At 69.2% G+C, this 22,484-nt stretch carries 14 protein-coding genes and 1 tRNA gene; 7 read left to right on the top strand and 8 right to left on the bottom strand.

The genetic code is table 11. From position 1 onward, the window contains the following. Positions 1-74 precede the first annotated feature (74 nt). On the bottom strand, positions 75-8,996 hold the full coding sequence (locus AC07OZ_RS19670) for a GH36-type glycosyl hydrolase domain-containing protein (protein ID WP_495468769.1): 8,922 nt from the start codon (positions 8,994-8,996) through the stop codon (positions 75-77). Continuing rightward, positions 8,993-9,238 (bottom strand): hypothetical protein, encoded by a 246-nt coding sequence (locus AC07OZ_RS19665; RefSeq protein WP_495468768.1) that lies wholly within the window; start codon positions 9,236-9,238, stop codon positions 8,993-8,995. Before AC07OZ_RS19665 ends, AC07OZ_RS19670 begins: the two co-directional genes overlap by 4 nt. A 551-nt stretch (positions 9,239-9,789) precedes the next feature. On the opposite strand from AC07OZ_RS19665, the gene AC07OZ_RS19660 reads away from it, so the two are divergent. From AC07OZ_RS19660 to AC07OZ_RS19645, 4 genes are all read left to right on the top strand, one after another. Continuing rightward, positions 9,790-10,326, top strand: a complete 537-nt coding sequence (locus AC07OZ_RS19660) for a hypothetical protein (protein WP_495468767.1) — start codon at positions 9,790-9,792, stop codon at positions 10,324-10,326. 139 nt (positions 10,327-10,465) lie between these two features. Beyond that, positions 10,466-11,209, top strand: a complete 744-nt coding sequence (locus AC07OZ_RS19655; protein WP_495468766.1) for a hypothetical protein — start codon at positions 10,466-10,468, stop codon at positions 11,207-11,209. Positions 11,210-11,232: 23 nt separating this feature from the next. Further along, positions 11,233-12,300 (top strand): hypothetical protein, encoded by a 1,068-nt coding sequence (locus tag AC07OZ_RS19650; protein WP_495468765.1) that lies wholly within the window; start codon positions 11,233-11,235, stop codon positions 12,298-12,300. Positions 12,301-12,485: 185 nt separating this feature from the next. After that, entirely contained in the window at positions 12,486-13,571 is a 1,086-nt protein-coding gene (locus AC07OZ_RS19645) for a MauE/DoxX family redox-associated membrane protein (protein WP_495468764.1), read from the top strand. Positions 13,572-13,616: 45 nt separating this feature from the next. Here AC07OZ_RS19645 and sodC read toward each other — a convergent pair whose 3' ends face one another. The 5 genes from sodC to AC07OZ_RS19620 all read right to left on the bottom strand — a co-directional run bounded on the left by sodC (position 13,617) and on the right by AC07OZ_RS19620 (position 16,552). Further along, the gene (gene sodC / locus AC07OZ_RS19640) at positions 13,617-14,144 is read right to left on the bottom strand and encodes a superoxide dismutase [Cu-Zn] SodC (RefSeq protein ID WP_495468763.1); all 528 of its coding nucleotides are present in this window, start codon (positions 14,142-14,144) and stop codon (positions 13,617-13,619) included. A gap of 76 nt (positions 14,145-14,220) precedes the next feature. Beyond that, positions 14,221-14,847, bottom strand: a complete 627-nt coding sequence (locus AC07OZ_RS19635) for a LysE family translocator (RefSeq protein ID WP_495468762.1) — start codon at positions 14,845-14,847, stop codon at positions 14,221-14,223. A gap of 105 nt (positions 14,848-14,952) precedes the next feature. Further along, positions 14,953-15,043 (bottom strand) — tRNA-Ser (locus AC07OZ_RS19630). Positions 15,044-15,147: 104 nt separating this feature from the next. Next, the gene (locus tag AC07OZ_RS19625) at positions 15,148-16,074 is read right to left on the bottom strand and encodes an SPFH domain-containing protein (RefSeq protein ID WP_067274606.1); all 927 of its coding nucleotides are present in this window, start codon (positions 16,072-16,074) and stop codon (positions 15,148-15,150) included. A 46-nt stretch (positions 16,075-16,120) separates the two neighbouring features. Beyond that, positions 16,121-16,552 carry an NfeD family protein gene (locus AC07OZ_RS19620; protein WP_495468761.1) on the bottom strand — a complete coding sequence of 144 codons (432 nt, stop codon included), beginning with the start codon at positions 16,550-16,552 and terminating at the stop codon, positions 16,121-16,123. A 290-nt stretch (positions 16,553-16,842) separates the two neighbouring features. Between AC07OZ_RS19620 and AC07OZ_RS19615 the strand changes: the two genes are divergently transcribed. Further along, positions 16,843-19,122 carry an Orn/Lys/Arg family decarboxylase gene (locus tag AC07OZ_RS19615; RefSeq protein ID WP_495468760.1) on the top strand — a complete coding sequence of 760 codons (2,280 nt, stop codon included), beginning with the start codon at positions 16,843-16,845 and terminating at the stop codon, positions 19,120-19,122. Positions 19,123-19,289: 167 nt separating this feature from the next. On the opposite strand, the gene fabI is transcribed toward AC07OZ_RS19615, so the two are convergent. Further along, on the bottom strand, positions 19,290-20,072 hold the full coding sequence (gene fabI / locus AC07OZ_RS19610; RefSeq protein WP_377153483.1) for an enoyl-ACP reductase FabI: 783 nt from the start codon (positions 20,070-20,072) through the stop codon (positions 19,290-19,292). 128 nt (positions 20,073-20,200) lie between these two features. Between fabI and rimP the strand changes: the two genes are divergently transcribed. Beyond that, complete coding sequence (rimP, locus tag AC07OZ_RS19605) at positions 20,201-20,962, top strand: ribosome maturation factor RimP (RefSeq protein WP_495468759.1); 762 nt, start codon at positions 20,201-20,203, stop codon at positions 20,960-20,962. Next, positions 20,959-22,437 carry a transcription termination factor NusA gene (nusA, locus tag AC07OZ_RS19600; protein WP_377153487.1) on the top strand — a complete coding sequence of 493 codons (1,479 nt, stop codon included), beginning with the start codon at positions 20,959-20,961 and terminating at the stop codon, positions 22,435-22,437. The genes rimP and nusA overlap by 4 nt, the downstream gene beginning before the upstream one ends. Positions 22,438-22,484: the final 47 nt, after the last annotated feature.

Here is a 22,484-nt window from a genome sequence, read left to right as displayed (position 1 = left end):
GCGCCCAGAATCGAAGCGCCACTGGGATCGGGACGACGACCGAGAGCATCTCCCGGTCGTCGTCCCGTTGTTCTTCAACGCCCGGTGGTACGCAGCTCCGCCGCCTCCGGCAAGCGCACCGTCTCCGGCACGCTGACGACCACCAGCGCCTGGTCCGGCGAGAGCGAGGACAGCTCGATGGCTTCGCCCGCGTTCTCGCGCCGGGCGCCGGGTTCGCGCGTCTGCGCGGCACGGCAGGCCGTCTCGTTGGCGCAGACGATCACGCGCAGCCAGCGGTCCTGGTGGCGGATGCGCACCTCCGCCTGGTCCCAGTGCACCGGCAGGCAGGCGGTGACGCGCAGCCGGCCCTGTTCGACGACGATGCCGCAGATCGCCTCCAGCGAGGCCCGCAGCAGCCAGCCCGCCGAGCCGCTGTACCAGCTCCAGCCGCCGCGTCCGACCCACGGCGCGTGCGAGTAGATGTCGCCGGCCATCACGTAGGGCTCGATCGCGTAGACCGGCCCCAGGCGCGGATCGGCCCAGCGGTGCGCCGGGCTCAGTCCGGTGTAGACCTGCCACATCGTGTCGCGCTGCCCCAGCCGCGCCAGCGCCATCAGCGCCCACACCGCCGCGTGGTTGTACTGGCCGCCGTTCTCGCGCACGCCCGGGGCGTAGGACTGGATGTAGCCCGCGCTCGGCTGCGCCATCGCCAGCGGCGGATGCAGCAGCCGCGCCAGCTTCGCCACCGGATCGAGCAGGTGCGCGCAGGCGCTGGCCATTGCCTGCCGCGCATGCGCGGGATCGGCGGCCGCGGTCAGCACCGCCCAGCTCTGCGCGATCAGGTCGATCTTGCACTCCGCGTTCTCCGACGACCCCAGTGGCGAACCGTCGTCGAAGAAGCCGCGCCGGTACCACTGGCCGTCCCACCCGGGACCGTCCAGCGCCGCGACCCAGCCGTCGCGCGCCGCCTTCCAGCGTTGCACGCGTTCGTGCTCGCCGCGCGCGGTGGCGATGGGCGCGAAGTCCTCGATCACCTGAGCCAGGAACCAGGCCATCCACACCGATTCACCCTTGCCCTCGTGGCCGACGCGGTTCATGCCGTCGTTCCAGTCGCCGGTGCCGAACAGCGGCAGGCCGTGCTGACCGCTGCCCAGGCTGCGGTCGATCGCGCGAGCCGCGTGCTCGTAGACCGAGGCCATCGGGCCGTCGGTGCGCGGGCTCTCGTAGATGTCCTCGGCGCCTTCGGGCACCTGCTGTCCGTTGAGGAAGGGCACCGCGTCCTCGAGCAGCGTCAGGTCGCCGGTCCGGACCAGGTAGTGCGCCAGCGCATACGGCAGCCACAAGCGGTCGTCCGAGAAATGCGTGCGCACGCCCGCGCCGCCTGGTTCGTGCCACCAGTGCTGGACGTCGCCCTCGGGGAACTGCCGCGCCGCGCTGCGCCGGATCTGGTCGGCCAGCAACTGTGGCGCGACGTCCGTCAGCGCCATCGCGTCCTGCAGCTGGTCGCGGTAGCCGAAGGCGCCGCCCGCCTGGTAGAAGCCGGCGCGGGCCCACATGCGGCAGACCAGCGTCTGATAGGGCAGCCAGTGATTGGTCAGCGCGTCGAAGCGAGGGTCCGGCGTCGAGACCTGCAGCCCGCCCAGCAGTTCCGGCCATTGCCGGCGCTGCCGGTCCAGCCGCGTGGCCGGATCGACCTTCCAGGCCGATTCCATCAGCGCATGCGCGGCATCCGGTGACGGTGCGTGGCCCAGCAGGACGGTCAACTCGGCCGGTTGCGAGGCGTCGAGCTCCAGGCGCGCCGACAACGCGGCGCAGGCGTCGAGACCGCTGCCTGCGCGGCGGCTCAGTGTCTTCGGCAGCACCATGCGGCCGGCGCTGTCGAAGAACTCCCGCCGGTCGCAGGTCCAGTCCTGCTGGTCGAGCCGCACGCGCGCCGCACCGGGCTCGGCGTTTACTCGCGCAGAGCCGCCGCCGTCGCCCGGTTGCCGCGGGCGGATGCAGAGCGCCGCCGTCGCGTCGCCGAACCCGCCGAGATGGTCGAGCTGCGTCGCCTGCAGCGCGAGCGCGCGTTCCGGCTGCGGCAGTCCGGCGCCGAGTTCACCGACCGTCAGCCAGTCGTTGTGCGTCGTCACCGAGAGGCGCTCGCTGCGCGCGCTGCCGAGTTGCCATTCGGCCAACGCGACCAGCCGCAACCGGCGGCGTGACCGGGCGCCTGAGTCGATGCGCACCTGCACCTGCTTCACCGACGCGTCGCGGTCGACGCACCAGCACAGCTCCACCTGAAGGTCGTCCAGGCGCTGCCGGCTGCGCGAGTAGCCGATGCCGTGCTCGATCGACAGCGGCGCCTCGCGCCGCAGCTGCCGGCCCAGCGGCCAGACGCGGTCGTTGTCCAGGTCGTGCAGCAGCAGCCACTCGCCGGGCGGGTCGATCAGGGGGTCGTTGGACCACGGCGTGACCTGGTGCATCCGGCTGTTGCCCGCCCAGGTGTAGCCCGCCGCGATCTCGGTGACCTGGCAGCCGAAGTCGCGGTTCGCGAGCACGTTGACCCAGGGCTTGGAAGGATGGCGGTCCGGCGACACCTCGAAGGAGAAGCCGCCGTGCTCCGGATCGAAGCGGCCTTCCGGCGGACGTGGTGTCGCCTCGGGGCGAGGGCGCTCGGCCAGCGCGTGCGCCACCGGCAGCCGTTCGGACTCGTTCGTCGGCGCCGTGTCCTCGATCCAGCGTTCCAGCTGTTGAGCGAGTGAGCGGCCGTCGGCCTGCAGGCGCAGGCGCGTCAGCGTCTGCAGCGTGAAGCGTTCGTCGGGTTGAAGATCGCTGTCGCGCAGCACGTGCAGCGCCGAACAGAGGTGCCCCGGCTTGCCCTGCGCCTGACCCTGCAACCGCGCCTGCAAGGCTTGCAGCGCCTGCTGCACCGGCGCGTTGTACGAGGAAGGCTCCTCGTTCAGCACGACGAGGTCGACGCCGACTGCATGCGTGGTCCACATGCGCAGCGCCTTCTTCAGCGCGCGGATGAGGTCGATGCCTTCCTCGCCGGTGACCGTGACCATCAGGATCGGCCGGTCCCCGGAGATGCCGAAGCGGTACAGCGCGCGGCGGTCGCAGCGGCCGCGCGGCTCGCGGACGTGCGCGGGTTCGCGCACTGCCTGGCCGGTGACCAGCGTGTTGAGCTGCAGCAGCGCGCCCCAGGTGGCGGTGTCGAACTGCAGTTCCCGCAGCCGGATGCCGCCCATCGTGTGCGACATCGATGCGGAGCGCTCCACATGCGCCGGCTGGCGGTACTTGTCGACCAGCGCGCGCAACAGGTCGCCGTCGCGCGAGGCCGCCGTGCAGAAGGTCAGCCGCACGGTGGCGCCGGGCGCGAGATCCACCCCGACCCGCAGGCCGGCGATCGGATCCAAGCCAGTGTCGAGCAACCGGCCCGGCTCGCCCGCAGCGGTCACGTCGGCCTCGTCATCGACGAACTCCGGCCGCGCGTCGCCCACCGGGCGCGTGGAACTGCCGTAGCGGCCGAGCCAGCGTCCGCGGTCGGCGATCGGCAGCACCTCCCGCAGCGTGTAGCCATCGGGGCGGAGGTCCGCGTCATCGCGGCCGTCGGCCGGGACGACGCCGTCGCGCCGCGTCGTCTTGCCGCATGCCGCGCCGCCGTCGACGCCGGCCAGGAAGAACACCGCGCGCATCGCCGCTTCGTCGAACAGGCGCGGCCGGCGCCGCAGGTGCAGCGCGTGTTCCGCCTCGTCCCAGCGGGCCTGGATGAACAGGTTGGAGAAGGCCGGATGCGCCTCGTCGCCGCGCTGCGGCGCGAGCGTGGCCTCGAAGGAGGACACGAGATCCAGCACCAGCGGCTTCGTGCCGCGGTTCGTGAGCTCGACCTGGCGCAGCTCGCAGTCGTCCTCGGGGCTCACCCACACCGTGGTGCAGCTCTGCAGGTCGGGCCAGGCGGCTTCGAAGAGCACGCGCTCGGCCTGCATGCGGGCCTCGTAGCGGGCGCGCGGATCGGGCGTCGGCCGGGCGGTGTTGCTGAACCAGTCGTCCTCGCCGGCGCGGCGCAACATCGTGAAGCTGCCGTGCTGGTCGCGCAGCAGGTCGTCGCGCCAGCGCGTGACCGCCACGCCGTCCCAGTTGCTGTAGCCGCCGCCGTGGCTGCGCAGCACCACCGAGTAGCGGCCGTTGGTCAGCATGTGCGTCAGCGGCAGCGTCTCGTCCAGTGGCTCGCTCTCTCGCACCATCCGCGTCTTGCGCACCTGGCGCGCGCGCGGTGTCGGATCGCTGATGTCGGTGGACAGCGGGGCCACCTCTCGCGGCGCGCGTTCATGCAGCAGCGTGGCGACGGCCTTCACGTGCGGATCGCTCATCAGCCAGCGGCGCGGCGCGTCGTCGGCCAGCAGGTTGGTCAGCGCGACGAAGCCCATCGCCTGGTGATGCGCCATGTAGGTCTGCACGAGCGTGAAGCCCGCGCCGGCGGTCTGCCGCTGAGGCGTGTAGTCGACCGCCTCGATGAACCCGAACGCGCCGCGCGCGCCGAGCCGCTCGAAGGCCTGCAGGTTGGCCACGACCCGCACCGGCGCCACGATCGCGGCCATCACGGCGGCGTAGGGCGCGAGCACGCGCTCGTCCACGGCCAGCCGCGCCAGGGCCAGCGTCTGCACGCCCTGTGGACCGTACTGGTAGGCGAGGGTGTGGTCCTGTCCGGCGATCGCCGATTCCGAGATGCCCCAGGGCGTGCCCTTGCCGCGCGCCTCGATGCGCTGCTCGGCGACCGCCGTGCGGATCGCGCGGCCCAGCGCGCTGTTGGCCGGCTCGCGCAACACCAGCGAAGGCATGAGGTACTCGAACATCGAGCCCGTCCACGACTTGAGCCCCAGCGAATCGCCAGCAATGGTGCCGGCCCCGTCGCGCGCGAAGAACGGCCGGCCGAGCGAGCGCCAGTGCTCCGGCGGCAGATCGCCCTTGGCGATCGCGATCAGGCTGGTGAGCCGGGCCTCGCTGGCGAGCAGGTCGTAGTGGTTGTCGTCGAGCTGCTGCGCGTCGCCGCGCCAGCCGATGCGGAGCAGTCGGCGCTCGGGGTCGAACAGCGGACGGTAGTCGGCCTCCAGGCCGAGGCGGCGCGCGCGCTGGGCGAGTTCGCGCAGGCGCTGCCGCGATTCGACGAAACCTGCGCCGTGATCGCGCCAGAACGACGTCAGCTGCGCGATCAGGTCGCGCAGCAGCCAATGTGCCGCAGTCGCCTCGTAGTGCTCCGCGGTGGCGAGGCCCTCGAGCTCCGCGAGCGCGGCCGCGACCTGAGCGCGCAGCACGGCCTGCTGCTCCTCGGCGCCGGCGCCGGCGTTCTCGGGATCGATCAGCGCGGCCACCAGCGAGGCGCCCGCGCCCAGCACGCCGTCGTTGGCCAGCGGCGGCTGCATCACGCGCAGGCGGTGCAGCGTTTTCACCAGCGCGTCGCGCGGCGCGGCGGCGAGCTGGTCCGGCGTCATCTCCGCCGCCAGTTCGCAGGCCCGCGCGACCGTCAGCAGGTGCGCCGAGCAGTTGCCGCTGTCGACCGCCGACACGTAGCCCGGGGCCAGCACGACCAGGGATTCCGTGTCGTACCAGTTGTAGAAATGGCCACGCCAGCGCGGCAGGCGTTCAAGCGTGTCCAGGGTCGCCGACAGCCGCTCCGCCATGGTCACGACGCCGATGAAGCCCATCTCGCGCGCGCAGGCGACGGCGAGCAGGTACAGGCCGATGTTGGTCGGCGAGGTCCGGTGCGCGACCAGCAGGTGCGGCGTCAGCTGCACGTTGTCCGGCGGCAGGTGGTTGTCGGCAACGCCGACGTGCGTGTCGTAGAAGCGCCAGGTGTCGCGCGCGAGCTGCCAGAGGTAGGTCCGGCCCTGCGGGTCGAGTTCGGCCTCGCGGTTGAGCAGCGGCGCACGCGGCGCGCTGGTCCACCAGATCCACAGCGGCGAGAGCGCCCAGACGGCCAGCAGCACCAGTGCCGCCGTGCCGTCGACCGGCGCGCCGGACAGGGCGGCGGCGGCCAGCGCGCCGCCGAGCACCGCGGCCGCGATCGGCACGCGCAGATGCTGGCGGACCAGCGCCGGCAGCTCGCGCCGCGCGGCGGCCTGCGCGGCGGCGGCTGTCGTCCATTCGAGCAGGTGGCGGCCGGACACGGTCTGGCGCCACAGCGCGCGGCCGATCGCGTCGAGGTACAGCAGCGACAGGTGCAGCAGCAGCGCGACATGCCAGGCGGCGAGTCCCAGCGCCCGGCGCAGGTCGAGCGCGGTCTCGCGGTAGAAGTGCCGGCGCGCCAGGCCGTCGCGGCTGGGCACCAGCCCGGCCAGCGCGCCGACCAGCGGCCCGACCGCGAAGGCGCCGGCGACGACCGCCAGCGTCAGTCCGAAGGGCAGCACCCCGGTGCCCAGCACCAGCAGCATCAGCCCCAGCGACATCGGCGCGACCAGCGAGCGGCGCAGGTTGTCGATCAGCTTCCAGCGGTTGATCGGGGCGATGCCGTAGCGGCCCGCGCGCGCGATGAAGGGCAGCAGCTGCCAGTCGCCGCGCGTCCAGCGGTGCAAGCGCGCATGCGCGACGTCCGCATGCATCGGCGAGTCCTCGACCAGCGTGATGTCGGAGACGCCGGCGCAGCGCGCGATGCTGCCTTCCAGCAGGTCGTGGCTCAAGACCTGACCCTCGGGCAGGCGGGCGTCGAGCACCGCATGGCAGGCGCGCACGTCGAGCAGGCCCTTGCCGGTGAAGCTGCCTTCGCCGAACAGGTCCTGGAAGATCTCCGAGCTGACCGCGCTGTACGGGTCGATGCCGAACTGGCCGACGAACAGGCGGTGGTAGGGGGTGCTCTCCTTGTCGTCGGGCATGGGCGCGAGCACGCGCGGCTGCAGGATGGCGTAGCCCTCGACGACCTGGCGGCGCGTGGTGTCCACGCGGGGGCGGTTGACCGGATGGGCGGCGGTGCCGACGAGCGCACGCAGGCGACCCGGCGGCATGTCGGTGTCGGCGTCCAGCGTGATCAGGTGGCGCACGCCGCCGGCGGGCCGGGACATGGCGCCGAAGTCGACGAAGGGCGATGTCGCGGGCGTAGTTGCGGGCAGAGTCTCGGGCGGAATCTCGGGCGGAATCTCGGGCGAGGAGCCGGCCGATGCCGCCAGCGTGCGCAGCAGCAGCTCGATCTTGCCGCGCTTGCGCTCCCAGCCGATCCAGCGGCGCTCGGTCGAGGACCACTCGCGCTGGCGATGCAGCAGCAGGAAACGCGGCTGGCCGTCGGCCAGCGGGCCGTGGCGCTCGTTGAGCGCCGCGATCGCGTCCGCCGCGGTGACGACGATCATGGTGTCGCCGGGCTGGTGTTCTTCGTAGGCATCGGCGTGATCGCTGAGCAGGGCGAATTGCACCAGGCGCTCGGGATTGGCGAGGTGATGCTGCTCCAGCTGCGCGATCAGCGGTGCGATGGCGTCCTCGTTGGGCAGCAGGACCGGCATCACGACCAGCGTGCGCTCCGCGTCGGGCAGCCCGGCGGAGAAGTCCAGCCGCGGCAGGCGCGCGGGACGCGCGAGCTCGCTGATCCAGCGGTTGGTCAGGGCCACGACGGCTTCGCTGATCGGCCCGGCGGCCAGCACCGCGGCGGTCCACAGCAGCCAAGCTGGTGCGCCGAGGGGGGCCTGGCTCATCAGCCAGTACAGGCCGAACAGGCTCAGCAGCGCGAGACCGCCGAGGTAGGCCACCGCCGCCCAGCGTTGCCCGGGCGCGGTGTCGTGCGGGGGCCAGCGGCGCTCCCGCAGGCCCAGCGCCGCGAGCAGCGTCGGCCGGCCGGCGCCGCGCCACCAGTAGACCGGCGCGCTGCGGCGGTCGGGCTCGCCATCCTCCGGTGGACCGGCGCGTTGCGTCAGCGCCAGCAACTGGCGGGCGATGTCGAGCTCGCTCTTGTCGCACTTGCGCGCGAGCCGCTCGATCTCATGCAGCGTCATGTCCTGCGTGTCCGCGGCTTCGGCGGCGAAAACCGGCGACGCGCCCAGCGTCTGCATCACGGGGCTGACGGTCTGGATCAGCCGGCGCCAGTCCGTCTGGTCGATGCGTCGCAGCGCCGTGATCGCGTTGCGGATGCTCTGCAGGTCGCGGATCGATTCGTCCTGCTGTCGCGCGAGCGCCTGCGCGGGCGAGGGCAGGCGCGTGCTGAGCCAGGCGGCGAGCTCACCCATCAGCGGCTGCGGCAATTCCTCGAGGCGATGATCGATCTGGAGCCAGAACGCTTCGAGGACACCGCGTTCCTTCATGCGCGGCTCGAGCTGCGTGATCGCTTCGATGCCGACTTCCGTGGGCCGGCCGTCGTACCAGTGATGGACGACGTCCCGCGCCGCCTGCAGCGTGGCGAAGCGCTCGGCCAGCCGGCGCAGGTTCTCGACCAGCACGACCCGCAGCGTGGTCGGCAGGGCCCAGAGCTCGGCCAGCGACAACGCCCGTTCCTCCTGGTAGGCCCGCAGGTAGGCGGCCAGCAGGTCGGTGTCGAAGCCGCCGTCGGTGTGCGCGACCCAGGCCCAGGCGACGCCGTAGATGCGCGGCAGGCCGGCCAGCGGCTCGTCGCGCAGGCGCGGCAGCAGCCGGAAGAAGCTGCGGGGCAGGCCGCGGCGCACCTGGTGGGTCTGCTCGTCGATCAGCGCGGCGTTGTCCAGCAGCCATTTGCCGGCGGCGCCGAGATGGCGGAAGTCGCGATGGCGTTTCTCGATCAGCCGCCGCGCCTGCTGCAGCATCGCGACGTTGTCGTCGAGGCGGGGAAAGAACTGGCCCGCGCCGGCCGTGCCCTGGACCGCCTGCGCTTGCGCGAGGCTTCGTCCATGCTGTTCGAAGCGCGCCTGACCGAACAGCACCGCCCGCACCGGCGGCTCGATGGTGCCGAGTGCCGGGTCGAGCAGCGCAAGTTCTTCCGCAATTTCCGGGGAGGGATCGGGTCCCGGATCGACGGAGCGGTCCGACGGGGCTTCCGGCGGGGCCGCCGGAGGTCGGGTGGGGTCGTTCGCGCTCCGGATTTCAGTCATAGCCAGTGGGCAAACAGGCCGATGGTGATGGCGCTGAGGGCGGCCGTCGTGGCCAGCCGGGGCAGCACCAACCCCCGTGCCCGTTCGGCGAACAATGCGACGCCGAACCATCGCCCGCGTGCCTTGGCGCACTGGAGCAGGTGGCGCTGGAGCGCCTTCGCCTGATCGTTGATGTGCGGGACGGCGAGGCCGACCGGACCGACCTGGGCGATCGGACTGAGCGGGCCGACTGGGCTGTTCATGGTGGGAACCTCTCTGCAAGTGGATGAAGCGGTCTGAAACCGGACGTATCAGCTTGGCAAGCACCATGCCTGCGCAAGCAATTCGTGCGGGTGCCGCGGCTGGCCATCCACATACCCATGCCAAGGCATGAATTCGAGCGCGATGTCAACTTCGCAGGAAGACCCTTCCTGTCCCTGCTTTGTCCCTGGCAGGGACATCGGCTGTCCCTTGCCTGTCACCCGGGCGATGGTCGCGTCTGTCCCTCCCGACACCCGTCCGGTGGTGGTGGTGTCTTCACTCGCAGGAGGATCCGGGAGGCCGCGCCAGAGGAGAAGGGATGCGCTGCAACCCCGATGGACAGGGGCATCGGCGGCAGGCTGCCTCGAATGAGGGGGGCTGTCCCCGCTTAAGAGATAGGGGGTGGGTGGGGCGCGTGTCGACTCCTAGACTTCGCAGCAATCGCATCGCAACAGGGGCGCCATCGGCGCACAGGAGGGTGATCATGCTCGCGACAGCCTGGTTCCAGAGAAGTCGACACCTGGGTGCCCGACTCTTGGCAAGAGGGGTGTTGATGGCCGCCTCGGTGGCCGGCCTGCTCGGCCTGTCCGCGGCGCCCGCCGCGGCCGCGCCGATCACGCTCACCACGACACAGACTTCGGTCGTGCTGGACGCCGGCGACAGCGTCGTCATCAGCGGCCAGATCACCAACGTCAGCGGCGGTCCGCTGCTGACCACCGACTTCTTCCTCTCGCTCAGCGGCTTCCCCTTCCCGTATGTGGACGCGACGCCGCTGCTGGGCGATCCGGAGGTGGTGATCCCTGACCGCACCATCAGCCCGGTGCTGGACCTGCTGATGGTCGTGACGCTGCCCGACATCCTCGCGGACCTGAACTTCAACCTCTCCATCCTGCTGTCGGACATCAACGGCAACTTCGCCGACGAGGTGTCCGTGGCGGTGACGGTGCGCGCCGCCGCGGCGAGCGAGGTGCCGGAACCCGGCACGTTCGCCCTGGCGCTGATCGCGCTGGTGCCGCTGGTCGCGCGCCGCGCCGGCCGCTCGTCGCGCCCGTCCGCGACGCTTTCCCCGACGCCATTCGTCGGCACCTGAGAACGGACGGCCGGCGGATCACGCCGCCGGCTGGTTTCCTCTCCCGTCCCCCGCAGCGACCGGCCATCGGGCATCAGCGGTCGCGCCCGGACACGACGGGTCCACATCGACTCTCTTCGAGACATCACAAGGGGCAGGCATGGCCACAGTCGTCTCCGCGCGCGTGACCCTCGGCGCGCCATTCATCCAGCGCTTCGCCGGTCAGGTGAGGTTGAACATCCCGTTGATGAACATCGGCGAATCGGCACTCCAGGGCGTGCAGATCACCAGCATCACCTACGGCACTGCCACGCGGCAGAGTCCGCCCAATGCGCCCATCGTGCTGGGCACGCTCGGGGCCTCGTCGTCGACGACCTTCGCGGGGCGTTTCTCCGACGCGGGGCTGGTCGACAACGCCAACCTGTTGCTGACGGTGCGCGGGTCCTACGTCGTCGCCGGCGTGGCCTACGGCCTGACGGTGAGCCGCTACGTGCGGGTGCCGGCGGCGGGGAGCTTCCCGGCTGACGAGCTGCGCGCCTCGCTCGCGGTCACGACCACGCCCAGCTACTGGAGCTACGCGCTGACCAACAACGAGTCGGCGGGCAGCGGCCAGCACATCGCGACGCTGTCGCTGTCGGTCAACGCGCCGGTCACCGTGACCGGCACGCCGGCGGGCTGGGAGGCGGACACCGACGGCATGACCTACGTGACCTGGGTCGCCTCGGACCTGGTGCCGCCGTATCCGAATCACGTGGCGCCCGGGGCGACCTTGTCCGGCTTCCAGCTGATGAGCCCGCGCACGAGCTCCGAATCGACCGGCGCGAGCCTGGTCGCCTGGGACCACACGGCCGACGACGCCGGCAAGGTGGCCGCCGACTACACGCTGACGCCGTCGCGTGCCTGAGCCGCACCGGCAAGGAGTGATCCATGACAGAACGCACCTTCGGTTTCGGGCAACGCGTCGCCGCGCTCTTGCGGCGCGGCATGGGCGGTTTCTCCGCCAGCGATTCGCCCGCCTTGCGATCGGATGACGCCATCGATCTCCAGGGGCATCTGGCCGACAACGCCTTCGACAACTTCACCCGCTCGCTGGGCAGCCAGGGCTCGCGCCGCGACGTGCTGAAGGTGTCGGTGCTGGGCGTGTTCTCCACGCTGGCTGGCGGCCTGCTGCCGCGGACGGCGCAGGCGGCGGCGGATTGCCTGTGCGGCCGCCAGCTCTACGACCCGGCGCTGCAGTGCTGCCTGCCCGGCGGCGCCATCGCCAACAAGCATCCGGTGGCGGACCTCGCGGCCTGCCCGAACAAGGTCGCGCATCCCGGCTACAGCTGCACGCCCAACGGCTGCGGCGCGGCGGGCGGCACGCAGTTCCCGTCGCAATACGGCGCGGCGAGTTTCCTCGGTTGCTGCAACGGCCACGACTGCTGCTACGGCGAGTGCAACCAGGGCAAGGCCGGTTGCGACAACACCTTCTACAGCTGCATGACGGGCTCCTGCGATGCGGCCTACCCGGTCAATCTGGTGCAGGTCGGACCGATCACGGTGGACAGCAACAAGATCAAGCGCGGCGCCTGCAAGGCGGCTGCGGGGGCGTACTACCAGGCGGTCAACAACGCCGGCGGCGATGCCTTCACCGCCGCGCAGCAGGCCGGTTGCGATTGCTGCGGCACGCAGCCTTGCCCGACTTGCCCGGGCGGCACCTGCGGCGCGCTGCCGAGTTGCCAGGACCCCGGTTGCGTGTGCTTCCAGACCATCGAGGGCCGCGGCTTCTGCCACCTGCCGCAGTCGTGCGCGGGCTTGCCGACCTGCTCTTCGTCGGCCGGTTGCCCGTCCGGATGGGCCTGCGTCAGCGTGACCTGCTGCGGCTCGACGCCGATCTGCATCCGGCCTTGCTTCGTCGTGGGATCCAGTCTGGCGAGCCGCTCGGCGTCGGTGCCCAGCTTCGGCATGACGACGGCCGGTCCGGCAGGTGGTGCGGACGAGATGCGGGCGAAATAACCGCGATCACCGCAAGCAACGCCCCGATCGCGTCGGCCCTTCGCGTCGACGATCGGGAGCTCGATCAGCGCCTCGCGTCGCGACACCGGTCGCGACGCAGGGCACTGGCATGTCGCCCGGCCCTTCGGCCGGGCACAACCATTGGTGGCGACACCGGACAAACGGAACGGGAAGGGAGACGCATCGTGGACATCCTGATCGTGTTGGGGGGCTGGTTCCTGGCGGGCGTGTTCGCGCTCGCGGCGTGGTCCAAGCTCGCGGAGCCGGATGCGACCGCGCAGGCGCTGCGCAGCTTCGGCGTGCCGTCGGCGCTGGCGCGATCCGGTGCCTGGCTGTTGCCGCTGCTGGAGTTCGCGGTCGCGCTGCTGGTGGTGCTGCCGTGGGCGCCGGCGCTGGGCATCGCCCTGGCGGCCGGTCTGCTGGCCGTGTTCGCCGCGGCGATGGCGGCGCAACTGGCGCAGGGCAACAAGCCCTCGTGCAATTGCTTCGGGCAGACGCGTTCGCAGCCGATCTCGTGGGCCAGCGTGGTCCGCAACGGCCTGCTGGTCGCGCTGGCGGCCTGGCTGCTGTCCAGCGCGCTGGCGGTCGACGGGGCGGCTTCGTTGACCGGCACGCTGGTGTCCGGCGGCAGGGGGCAGGTCTTGCTCTCGACGGTGCTGGTGCTGGCGGTCGGACTGCTGGGCTGGCTGGTGCTGCATCTGGCGCGCCAGCAAGGGCGCCTGCTGCTGAAGATCGATCACCTCGAACTGCGGCTGCAGTCGCTGGGCATCGAACCCGCGGGCGGCGTGCCCAGCCTGGAGACGCTGGTGTCCAACCAGGTGCTGCGCGTCGGTCAGGCGGCGCCGGCCTTCGCTGCGCCGACCGTGGCGGGCAACACGCGCACGCTGGCGGACTACGTCGCGCAGTCGGGGTCGCAACTGCTGGTCTTCGTCGGACCGCAATGCGCGCCGTGCCACGAGGTCATGAAGGAGATGGCGTCCTGGCGCCGTCAGGACGGCGAGCCCGTGCACTGGCTCACCATCAGCAGCGGCAGCGCCGAGTCGAACCGCACGACCTTCAACAACCTCGCGCCGGACCGCGTGGTGCTGCAGTCGGGGCAGGACATCAACCAGCTCTTCGGCGTGATCGCCACGCCGAGCGCGCTGTGGGTGGGCGCCGACGGCCGCATCCTGAGCACGGTGGCGGTGGGGCGCGACGCGATCCGCGCGCTGTACGACGCGCCGGTGCTGTCGCAGGGCGACGGGCACGCGCTGCCGCTGGCCTCCGCTTGAACGGCGCCCCGGCCTGTGCCGGGGCGGTGCTATCGGATCACTGATTCACTGGATCACGCCGCAGGCGATGCGCGCGCCGCCACCGCCGAGCGGGGCAGGGTGGTCGGCATGGTTGTCGCCGCCTGCGTGGACCATCAATGCATGGCCCTTGACGTCCGCCAGCTTCAGGCGCGGCGCGAGCACGGGCTGGCTCGCTTCGCCTTCCCCGTTGACGAACATCGGCGGCAGGTCACCCAGGTGGCCGTCGCCCCAGGGCTCGCCGTGCTTGCCGGATTTCTTCGGATCGAAATGACCGCCCGCCGCTTCGGCGGGGGAGGGCTTGCCGTCCTTGTCGGCGGCGGCGCAGGACGGATTCGCGTGCACGTGGAAACCGTGCAGCCCCGGCGGCAGGCCGGTGAGCTTGGGCGTGAAGACGAGGCCGTACTTCGTGTCCTCCATCGTGACGGTGCCGACGGGGCCGCCTTCCCCCTGCGGGGTGGCGACCTTCAAGGTCACGGTGGCTTCGGCGGCGAGCGCCGCGGTCACGGGCAGGCAGGCCACCAGTGCGGCGGCCAGCAAGGGGCGAAGGGTCATGCGAGTCTCCTGACGAGGGGGTGGGAACGGACGGCAATCCGTGTGCCGTCGGATTCCCTCGTCGGAAGGAGCGCGTTCAGCGCGACACGATCAATCGAAGTCCCAACGCCACGAACACCGCGCCCGCGACGCGGTCCAACCACAGCGCCGCGCGCGGCTTGCGCTGCAGCCACTGGCCGATCGCGCCGGCGAAGTAGCCGAGCAGACCGAACAGCACCGCCGCCTGCAGCGTGAAGGTCAGTCCCAGCAGCGCCGTCTGTGCGGCCACATGCCCTTGAGCGGGCACGACGAACTGCGGCAGGAAGGACAGGAAGAAGAGCACGACCTTCGGGTTGATCGCGTTCGCGAACACACCCTTGAAGAACAGGCGCGAGAGCGAGTCCTCGACCTGCGACGCATCGCCGACCGTCGCGCCGCCGCGGCTGCGCAGCGCCTTGATGCCGAGCCAGATCAGGTACAGCCCGCCGCAGACCTTCAACGCGGTGAATGCCACCGGTGACGCAGCGATCAGCGCGCTGACGCCGATGGCGGCGAGCACCGTGTGACTCAGGCAACCGAGCGCGCACCCGAGGCCGAAGGCCATGCCATGACGGCGGCCCTTCGAGATGCCCATCCCGAGCACCATCAGGTTGTCGGGGCCCGGCGACGCGGTGATCAGCGTGGCGGCGAGCAGGAAACCGAAGAATTGTTCGAAGGTCAGCATGGGGCGGGATGATAGGCTGCGGTCAGTCGCCTGGACGCCCTTCCCGAATCGGATCCGGAAAAGCAAACGGGCCTCGATCACTCGAGGCCCGTTGTACTGGATGTCTGGCGGAGAGAGAGGGATTCGAACCCTCGGTAGGCTATTAACCTACACACGCTTTCCAGGCGTGCGACTTAAACCGCTCATCCATCTCTCCGAAGCCCGCCATCATAGCGCAGTTTTTTGGCTCTGAATGAAACTTGCGGGGCGAGTTGCCCGGCAAGTCGAGGGGCAACTTGCGAGGGCAGGGCGGTCGGGGCCTCAACGGCCCGGCTGGATCACCTTGTCGCTCTTGATCAGCGCCATCGCGGTGCCGATCAGGCCGGAGACCTCGCTCATGTTGGCCGGCACGATCATCGTGTTGTTCTTCTGGGCCAGTTGCGAGAACGCCTCGACCGCCTTCTCCGCGACCTTCAGCTGCACCGCGTCGCTGCCGCCCGGCTGCTGGATCGCCGCGGCGACCTTGCGGATCGCCTCGGCGCTCGCTTCCGCCACCGACAGGATGGCCGCGGCCTCGCCCTGCGCCTTGTTGATCTCGGCCTGCTTCTCGCCCTCGGAGCGGGCGATCGCCGCCTCGCGCTCGCCGGTCGCGATGTTGATCTGTTCCTGACGGCGGCCTTCCGAGGCCGCGATCAGCGCGCGCTTCTCGCGCTCCGCGGTGATCTGCGCCTGCATCGAGCGCAGGATCTCCGCCGGCGGCGTCAGGTCCTTGATCTCGTAGCGCAGCACCTTCACGCCCCAGTTCAACGCGGCCTCGTCCAGCGCCTGCACGACCGAGCTGTTGATCACGTCGCGTTCCTCGAAGGTCCGGTCCAGCTCCATGCGGCCGATCACCGAGCGCAGCGTGGTCTGCGCCAGCTGCGTGATCGCGATGATGTAGTTGCTCGAGCCGTAGCTGGCGCGCATCGCGTCCGTCACCTGGAAGTACAGGATGCCGTCCACCGTCAACTGGGTGTTGTCGCGCGTGATGCAGACCTGGCTGGGGACGTCCAGCGGGATCTCCTTGAGCGAATGCTTGTAGGCCAGGCGGTCCACGAAGGGCACCAGGATGTTCAGGCCGGGCGTCAGCGTGCCGTGGTACTTGCCGAGGCGTTCCACGACCCAGGCGTTCTGCTGGGGGACCACCTTCACCGACTGGATGACGAAGACGATGGCGACGATCAAGATGACCAGGGCGATGATTTCCATGAGCGGGGCTCTCCTCCGGGATTGAAATTGAAGCGGGTGGGGCGGATCAGGCAGGCTCGACGAGCAGGCAACTGCCCTCGACGGCGCGGATGACATGGCGCCCGATGGCCGGCGTGCCGGTGCCAACGAAGCGCGCCTGCCAGGCGGCGCCGCGATAGCGGACCTCGGCCGTGCCATCGGCGCGCCAGTGCGCGACGTCCAGGCTCTGGCCGATGTCGAGGTTCACGTTGGGGTTCTCCGCGGCCGGCAGTCTCGGGTGGCGACGCAGGCGGAGATGCCACCAGGTCACCGCGCCGCCGCCGATGAGCGCGGCGAGGACCAGCTGCGCCCAGAACGGCCCGCCGACTTGCGCGGTCAGTGCCGCCGCGGCGGCGCCCAGCGCCAGCATCAAGAGATAGAACGTCGTGCCGGTCGCGAGCTCCGCCGCCACCAGCACGCCGCAGATCACCCACCACCAGGTGGCGAGACTCCAGTCCATCGATTCCTCCTAGCTGATTGCCGGGCGATCCGTGATTCGCCCGGTCCTTCGAGTCCGGTCAGTGTACGCCCGGGGTCGGTGCTTGCCAGGGCGCTCCGAAGGGGGCTTGCCTTCTGCTTTTCCGGGCTGAGGGCCGGTGATCGGCGGGGTGTCGGCGGAGGTGCCGGCGGGTCCTGGCGGACATGGCCGTTCTGTTTCTGCGACAACCTCCGATCAACACTTGCGTGACACGGCTGTAGCCCTACACTTCGCGCCTTTCTTGTTTGACCTGCCCCGATCCGGAGGCCTCCATGACGCCGCGTTTCCGCTTTCCCATCGTCATCATCGACGAGGACTATCGCTCCGAGAACACCTCGGGTTTGGGCATCCGCGCGCTTGCGGAGGCCATACAGAAAGAGGGCTTCGAAGTCCTGGGCGTCACGAGCTACGGCGACCTGAGCCAGTTCGCGCAGCAGCAGAGCCGCGCCAGCGCCTTCATCCTGTCGATCGACGACGAGGAGTTCTCCGGCAACGGCGACGGCGCGGAGCTCGACCCGGCGGTGCTGAACCTGCGCAAGTTCATCCAGGAGATCCGCTTCAAGAATGCGGACATCCCCATCTACGTGTATGGGGAGACGCGCACCTCGCAGCATCTGCCCAACGACGTGCTGCGCGAGCTGCACGGCTTCATCCACATGTTCGAGGACACGCCCGAGTTCGTGGCGCGTCACATCATCCGTGAGTCGAGAAGCTACCTCGACGGCCTGGCGCCGCCGTTCTTCAAGGCGCTGATGGCCTATGCGCAGGACGGTTCCTATTCGTGGCACTGCCCGGGGCACTCCGGCGGCGTGGCCTTCCTGAAGAGCCCGGTCGGCCAGATGTTCCACCAGTTCTTCGGCGAGAACATGCTGCGCGCCGACGTCTGCAACGCCGTGGAAGAACTCGGCCAGCTGCTGGACCACACCGGCCCGGTCGCCGAGAGCGAGAAGAATGCCGCCCGCATCTTCAACGCGGACCACTGCTTCTTCGTCACCAACGGCACGTCCACGTCCAACAAGATGGTCTGGCACCACACGGTGGCGCCGGGCGACATCGTGGTCGTCGACCGCAACTGCCACAAGTCCATCCTGCACAGCATCATCATGACCGGCGCGGTGCCGGTCTTCATGACGCCCACGCGCAACCACTACGGCATCATCGGCCCGATCCCGGAGAGCGAGTTCTCGCCCGACACCATCCGCAAGAAGATCGCGAAGAATCCGCTGCTCAAGGGTGTGGACGCGAAGAAGGCCAAGCCGCGGATCATGACGCTGACGCAGAGCACCTACGACGGCGTGCTCTACAACACCGAGACCATCAAGTCCAAGCTGGACGGCTGGATCGACACGCTGCACTTCGACGAGGCGTGGCTGCCGCACGCGGCGTTCCACAACTTCTACGGCTCGTACCACGCGATGGGCAAGCACCGCCCGCGGCCGAAGACCGCGATGGTCTATGCCACGCAGTCGACGCACAAGCTGCTGGCCGGCATCTCGCAGGCCTCGCAGGTGCTGGTGCAGGACTCGCAGAACGTGAAGCTGGACAAGCACCTGTTCAACGAGGCGTACCTGATGCACACCTCGACCAGCCCCCAGTACTCGATCATCGCCAGCTGCGACGTCGCGGCCGCGATGATGGAGCCCCCGGGCGGCACGGCGCTGGTGGAGGAGTCCATCAGCGAGGCGCTGGACTTCCGCCGCGCGATGCGCAAGGTCGAGAAGGACTACGGCAAGGACTGGTGGTTCAAGGTCTGGGGGCCGGACAAGCTGGTCGGCGACGGCATCGGCAAGGCGGCCGACTGGATGCTCAAGGCCAACGAGAAGTGGCACGGCTTCGGTCCGATCGAGGCCGGCTTCAACATGCTGGATCCGATCAAGTCCACGGTCATCACGCCGGGGCTGGACATGAGCGGCAAGTTCGCCAAGACCGGCATCCCGGCCAGCATCGTCACCAAGTTCCTGGCCGAGCACGGCGTGGTGGTGGAGAAGACGGGGCTGTACTCGTTCTTCATCATGTTCACCATCGGCATCACCAAGGGCCGCTGGAACACGCTGCTGACCGCGCTGCAGCAGTTCAAGGACGACTACGACCGCAACGCGCCGATCTGGCGCATCCTGCCGGACTTCGTGGCGGCCTTCCCGCGCTATGAGCGCATGGGCCTGCGCGATCTGAGCCAGAGCGTGCACGAGGCTTATGCCTCGGGCGACATCGCGCGCCTGACGACCGAGGTCTACCTGTCCGAGCTGGAGCCGGCGATGAAGCCGTCGGACGCGTATGCGCACATCGCGCATCGCAAGACGGAGCGCGTCGAGATCGACAAGCTGGAAGGCCGTGTCACGACCGCGCTGCTGACGCCGTATCCCCCGGGCATCCCGCTGCTGATCCCGGGCGAGCGCTTCAACAAGCGGATCGTGGACTATCTGAAGTTCACCAGAGACTTCAACGCCAAGTTCCCGGGCTTCGCCACCGACGTCCACGGACTCGTGGCGGAGAAGGGCGACGACGGCGTCACCCGCTACTACGTGGACTGCGTGATCGACACCAAGAAGTAATCGGCTGCGCTTCGCCAATGCAAACAGGCCCCGAGGGGCCTGTTTTCGCTCGTGAACCTCAGTTGGAGCCGGCGGAAGCCGGGCCGGGGTCGACGATTTGTGGAGCCTGCGAGACGTATGAGGAGACCCCGGCCCGGCTTTCGCTGGTGACCGGAGTCAGCCGACTCTCACTCCGTCCCGGCCATCGCCCCGTGGCTGAAGCCGCCGTCGACGTAGACGATCTCGGAACTGATGCCGCCCGCCAGGTCCGACAGCAGGAAGGCGGCCGTGTTGCCGACGTCCTCGATCGTGACGTTGCGCTTGATGGCGGCGCTGTCGGCGAACTGCTTGAGCAGCTTGCCAAAGTCCTTGATGCCCGACGCGGCCAGCGTCTTGATCGGGCCGGCGGAGATGCCGTTCACCCGGATGCCCTTGCCGCCGAGGCCGTAGGCGAGGTAGCGCACGCTGGCTTCCAGCGAGGCCTTGGCCAGGCCCATCGTGTTGTAGTTGGGAACGAAGCGGTCTGCCCCCAGATAGGACAGCGTCAGCAGCGCCGAGCCCGCGCGCAGACGCGGCTGGGCGGCCTTGGCCATGGCCGGGAAGCTGTAGGCCGAAATGTCGTGCGCGATGCGGAAGTTCTCGCGCGTCATGCCATCTAGGAATTCACCGGCGATCGCCTCGCGCGGTGCGAAACCGATCGAATGGACGAAACCGTCGAATTCCGGCCAGTGCTGGCCGAGGTCCGCGAACAGGCGGTCGATCTGGGCGTCGTCACTCACGTCGCAGTCGAATACCAGTTTGGAATCGAATTCAGCGGCGAATTCGGTGATGCGATCCTTGAACCGCTCGCCCTGGTAGCTGAAGGCCAGTTCAGCGCCTTCGCGGTGGCAGGCCTTGGCGATGCCATAGGCGATCGAACGGTTGGACAGCACGCCCGTGATCAGCAGTCGCTTGCCGGCGAGAAATCCCATGTCTGCTCCTGGTATTCATAGATTCGAGGGAGGCCGGGATTCTCGCACGTCAGGCCGTGACGGATGACGCAGCCTTGTCGGCACGCTGTTTGCATAGTACACTTCTAGCTTCGCTGAAAAAGTGAACGGTGGGCGGATTCATCCAGCCCATTTTTTTTGGCTGTTCCTACGTGTCCGTCACAGGACAAAACCCTTCGTCGATGAATTTGAGCTGGCAAGCCGTTGTTGAAAAAACCGTGACCGGACTGGGTTACGAGGTGGTGGGCTGCGAACGCAGCGCCGGGGGCTTGCTGCGCGTGTACATCGACAAGGCGCTCGTGAACGGCCAGGAGCCGGAGCAACCGGTGAACGTCGAGGACTGCGAGCGCGTCACGCGCCAGCTGCGCTACGTGATGGAAGTCGAGGAAGTCGACTACACGCGCCTGGAAGTGTCGACCCCCGGTCTGGACCGTCCGCTGAACAACGCCGGCGATTACGCCCGCTTCAGCGGTCACGAAGTGGAAATCACATTGCGCGAGGCTTTCCAGGGTCGCAAGAAGTACCGGGGTGTCCTGGTCGCGGCCGAAGGCGTGGCGCAGGACGACTGGAACGCGCTGGCGCAGAACACCGCCTGGCGCGTGATCTTCATGGACGGCAAGACCGAGCAGGTGCTGGACTTCGCGCTGGACGAAGTGCGCTCGGCCAAGCTGGTGCCGGAGATCGTTTTCAAGGGTCGCGCGTCGAAGTCGACGGGCGACGCTGCCGCGGATGCGGCGAAAAAGAACACGGGCTTGGCGCCCAGATCGGAATCGGCTGACGGAGCGGCTGCGAAGGCCAAGGCGTCGAAGAAGAAGAGCAATGCCAAGTCCCGGCAGACGGATGACAAGGTTGACGGAGGTCTCGATCAATGAACCGCGAACTGTTGATGCTGGTGGACGCCATCTCGCGCGAGAAGAGCGTGGAGCGCGATGTGGTGTTCGGCGCCGTTGAGGCGGCACTGGCTTCGGCCACCAAGAAGTTGTATGGCGGCGAGGTCGATATCCGCGTGGCCATCGATCGCGACACCGGCGAGTATGAGACCTTCCGCCGCTGGCACGTCGTGCCCAACGAGGCCGGTCTGCAGAACCCCGACTCTGAAATCCTGCTGTTCGAAGCGCAGGAGCAGATCGCCGACATCGAGGTCGACGACCACATCGAGGAAGGTGTCGAGTCCGTGCCGATCGGCCGGATCGGTGCCCAGGCCGCCAAGCAGGTCATCCTGCAGAAGATCCGCGACGCCGAGCGCGAGCAGTTGCTGAACGACTTCATGTCGCGCGGCGAGCGCATCTTCGTCGGCACGGTCAAGCGCCTGGACAAGGGCGACATCATTGCCGAGTCGGGCCGCGTGGAAGGCCGCCTCAAGCGCAACGAGATGATCCCGAAGGAGAACCTGCGCACCGGCGACCGCGTCCGCGCGGTGATCCTGGGTATCGACCCGACGCAGCGCGGTCCGCAGATCATGCTGTCGCGTTCCTCCGGCGAGTTCATGAAGGAACTCTTCGCGCAGGAAGTGCCGGAGATCGAGCAGGGCCTGCTCGAGATCAAGAACGCCGCCCGCGACGCCGGCAGCCGCGCCAAGATCGCCGTCGTCTCGTACGACAAGCGCGTCGACCCGATCGGCACCTGCGTCGGCGTGCGCGGTTCCCGCGTCAACGGCGTGACCAACGAGCTGGCCGGCGAGCGCGTGGACATCGTGCTGTGGTCGGAGGATCCGGCGCAGTTCGTCATCGGCGCGCTGGCGCCCGCGAACGTGCAGTCGATCGTCGTGGACGAGGAGCGCCACGCGATGGACGTCGTCGTCGACGAGGAGAACCTCGCGATCGCGATCGGTCGCGGCGGCCAGAACGTGCGCCTGGCCTCTGAGCTGACCGGCTGGAAGATCAACATCATGACCGCCGAGGAATCCGCGGCCAAGCAGGCCGAGGAATCCGACGGGGTGCGCAAGCTGTTCGTCGAGAAGCTGGACGTCGATGAGGAAGTCGCCGACATCCTGATCGCCGAAGGCTTCGCCTCGCTGGAAGAAGTCGCCTACGTCCCGATGCAGGAGATGCTCGAGATCGAGTCCTTCGACGAAGAGACCGTGAACGAGCTGCGCACCCGCGCCAAGGATGCCCTGCTGACGATGGAAATCGCCCGCGAGGAAAAGGTCGAGGAGGTCTCCCAGGACCTGCGTGACCTGGACGGCGTGACCCCCGAGCTGATCGCCAAGCTGGCGGCCGGCGACATCCATACCCGTGACGACCTGGCAGACCTGGCCGTTGACGAATTGGTCGAGATTTCGTCCCTGGACGAGGCAGCGGCACGCGCTTTGATCATGAAGGCGCGCGAGCACTGGTTCAACGCATAACGCCCGAGCAGACACGCTCTGAAGCGATTTCAAGCGAAACCAGACCG

It is taken from the genome of Roseateles sp. GW821-FHT09G03, assembly GCF_059416045.1.
The sequence above is the reverse complement of the archived record's forward strand: the minus strand, read 5'-3'. Positions and strand labels throughout refer to the sequence as shown.

What these genes read in the sequence shown, in the direction of transcription:
- AC07OZ_RS19670 (WP_495468769.1), bottom strand. Translation starts at nt 8,996, where the DNA reads ATGACTGAAATCCGGAGCGCGAACGACCCCACCCGACCTCCGGCGGCC.
- AC07OZ_RS19665 (WP_495468768.1), bottom strand. Translation starts at nt 9,238, where the DNA reads ATGAACAGCCCAGTCGGCCCGCTCAGTCCGATCGCCCAGGTCGGTCCG.
- AC07OZ_RS19660 (WP_495468767.1), top strand. Translation starts at nt 9,790, where the DNA reads ATGGCCGCCTCGGTGGCCGGCCTGCTCGGCCTGTCCGCGGCGCCCGCC.
- AC07OZ_RS19655 (WP_495468766.1), top strand. Translation starts at nt 10,466, where the DNA reads ATGGCCACAGTCGTCTCCGCGCGCGTGACCCTCGGCGCGCCATTCATC.
- AC07OZ_RS19650 (WP_495468765.1), top strand. Translation starts at nt 11,233, where the DNA reads ATGACAGAACGCACCTTCGGTTTCGGGCAACGCGTCGCCGCGCTCTTG.
- sodC (WP_495468763.1), bottom strand. Translation starts at nt 14,144, where the DNA reads ATGACCCTTCGCCCCTTGCTGGCCGCCGCACTGGTGGCCTGCCTGCCC.
- AC07OZ_RS19635 (WP_495468762.1), bottom strand. Translation starts at nt 14,847, where the DNA reads ATGCTGACCTTCGAACAATTCTTCGGTTTCCTGCTCGCCGCCACGCTG.
- AC07OZ_RS19625 (WP_067274606.1), bottom strand. Translation starts at nt 16,074, where the DNA reads ATGGAAATCATCGCCCTGGTCATCTTGATCGTCGCCATCGTCTTCGTC.
- AC07OZ_RS19620 (WP_495468761.1), bottom strand. Translation starts at nt 16,552, where the DNA reads ATGGACTGGAGTCTCGCCACCTGGTGGTGGGTGATCTGCGGCGTGCTG.
- AC07OZ_RS19615 (WP_495468760.1), top strand. Translation starts at nt 16,843, where the DNA reads ATGACGCCGCGTTTCCGCTTTCCCATCGTCATCATCGACGAGGACTAT.
- fabI (WP_377153483.1), bottom strand. Translation starts at nt 20,072, where the DNA reads ATGGGATTTCTCGCCGGCAAGCGACTGCTGATCACGGGCGTGCTGTCC.
- nusA (WP_377153487.1), top strand. Translation starts at nt 20,959, where the DNA reads ATGAACCGCGAACTGTTGATGCTGGTGGACGCCATCTCGCGCGAGAAG.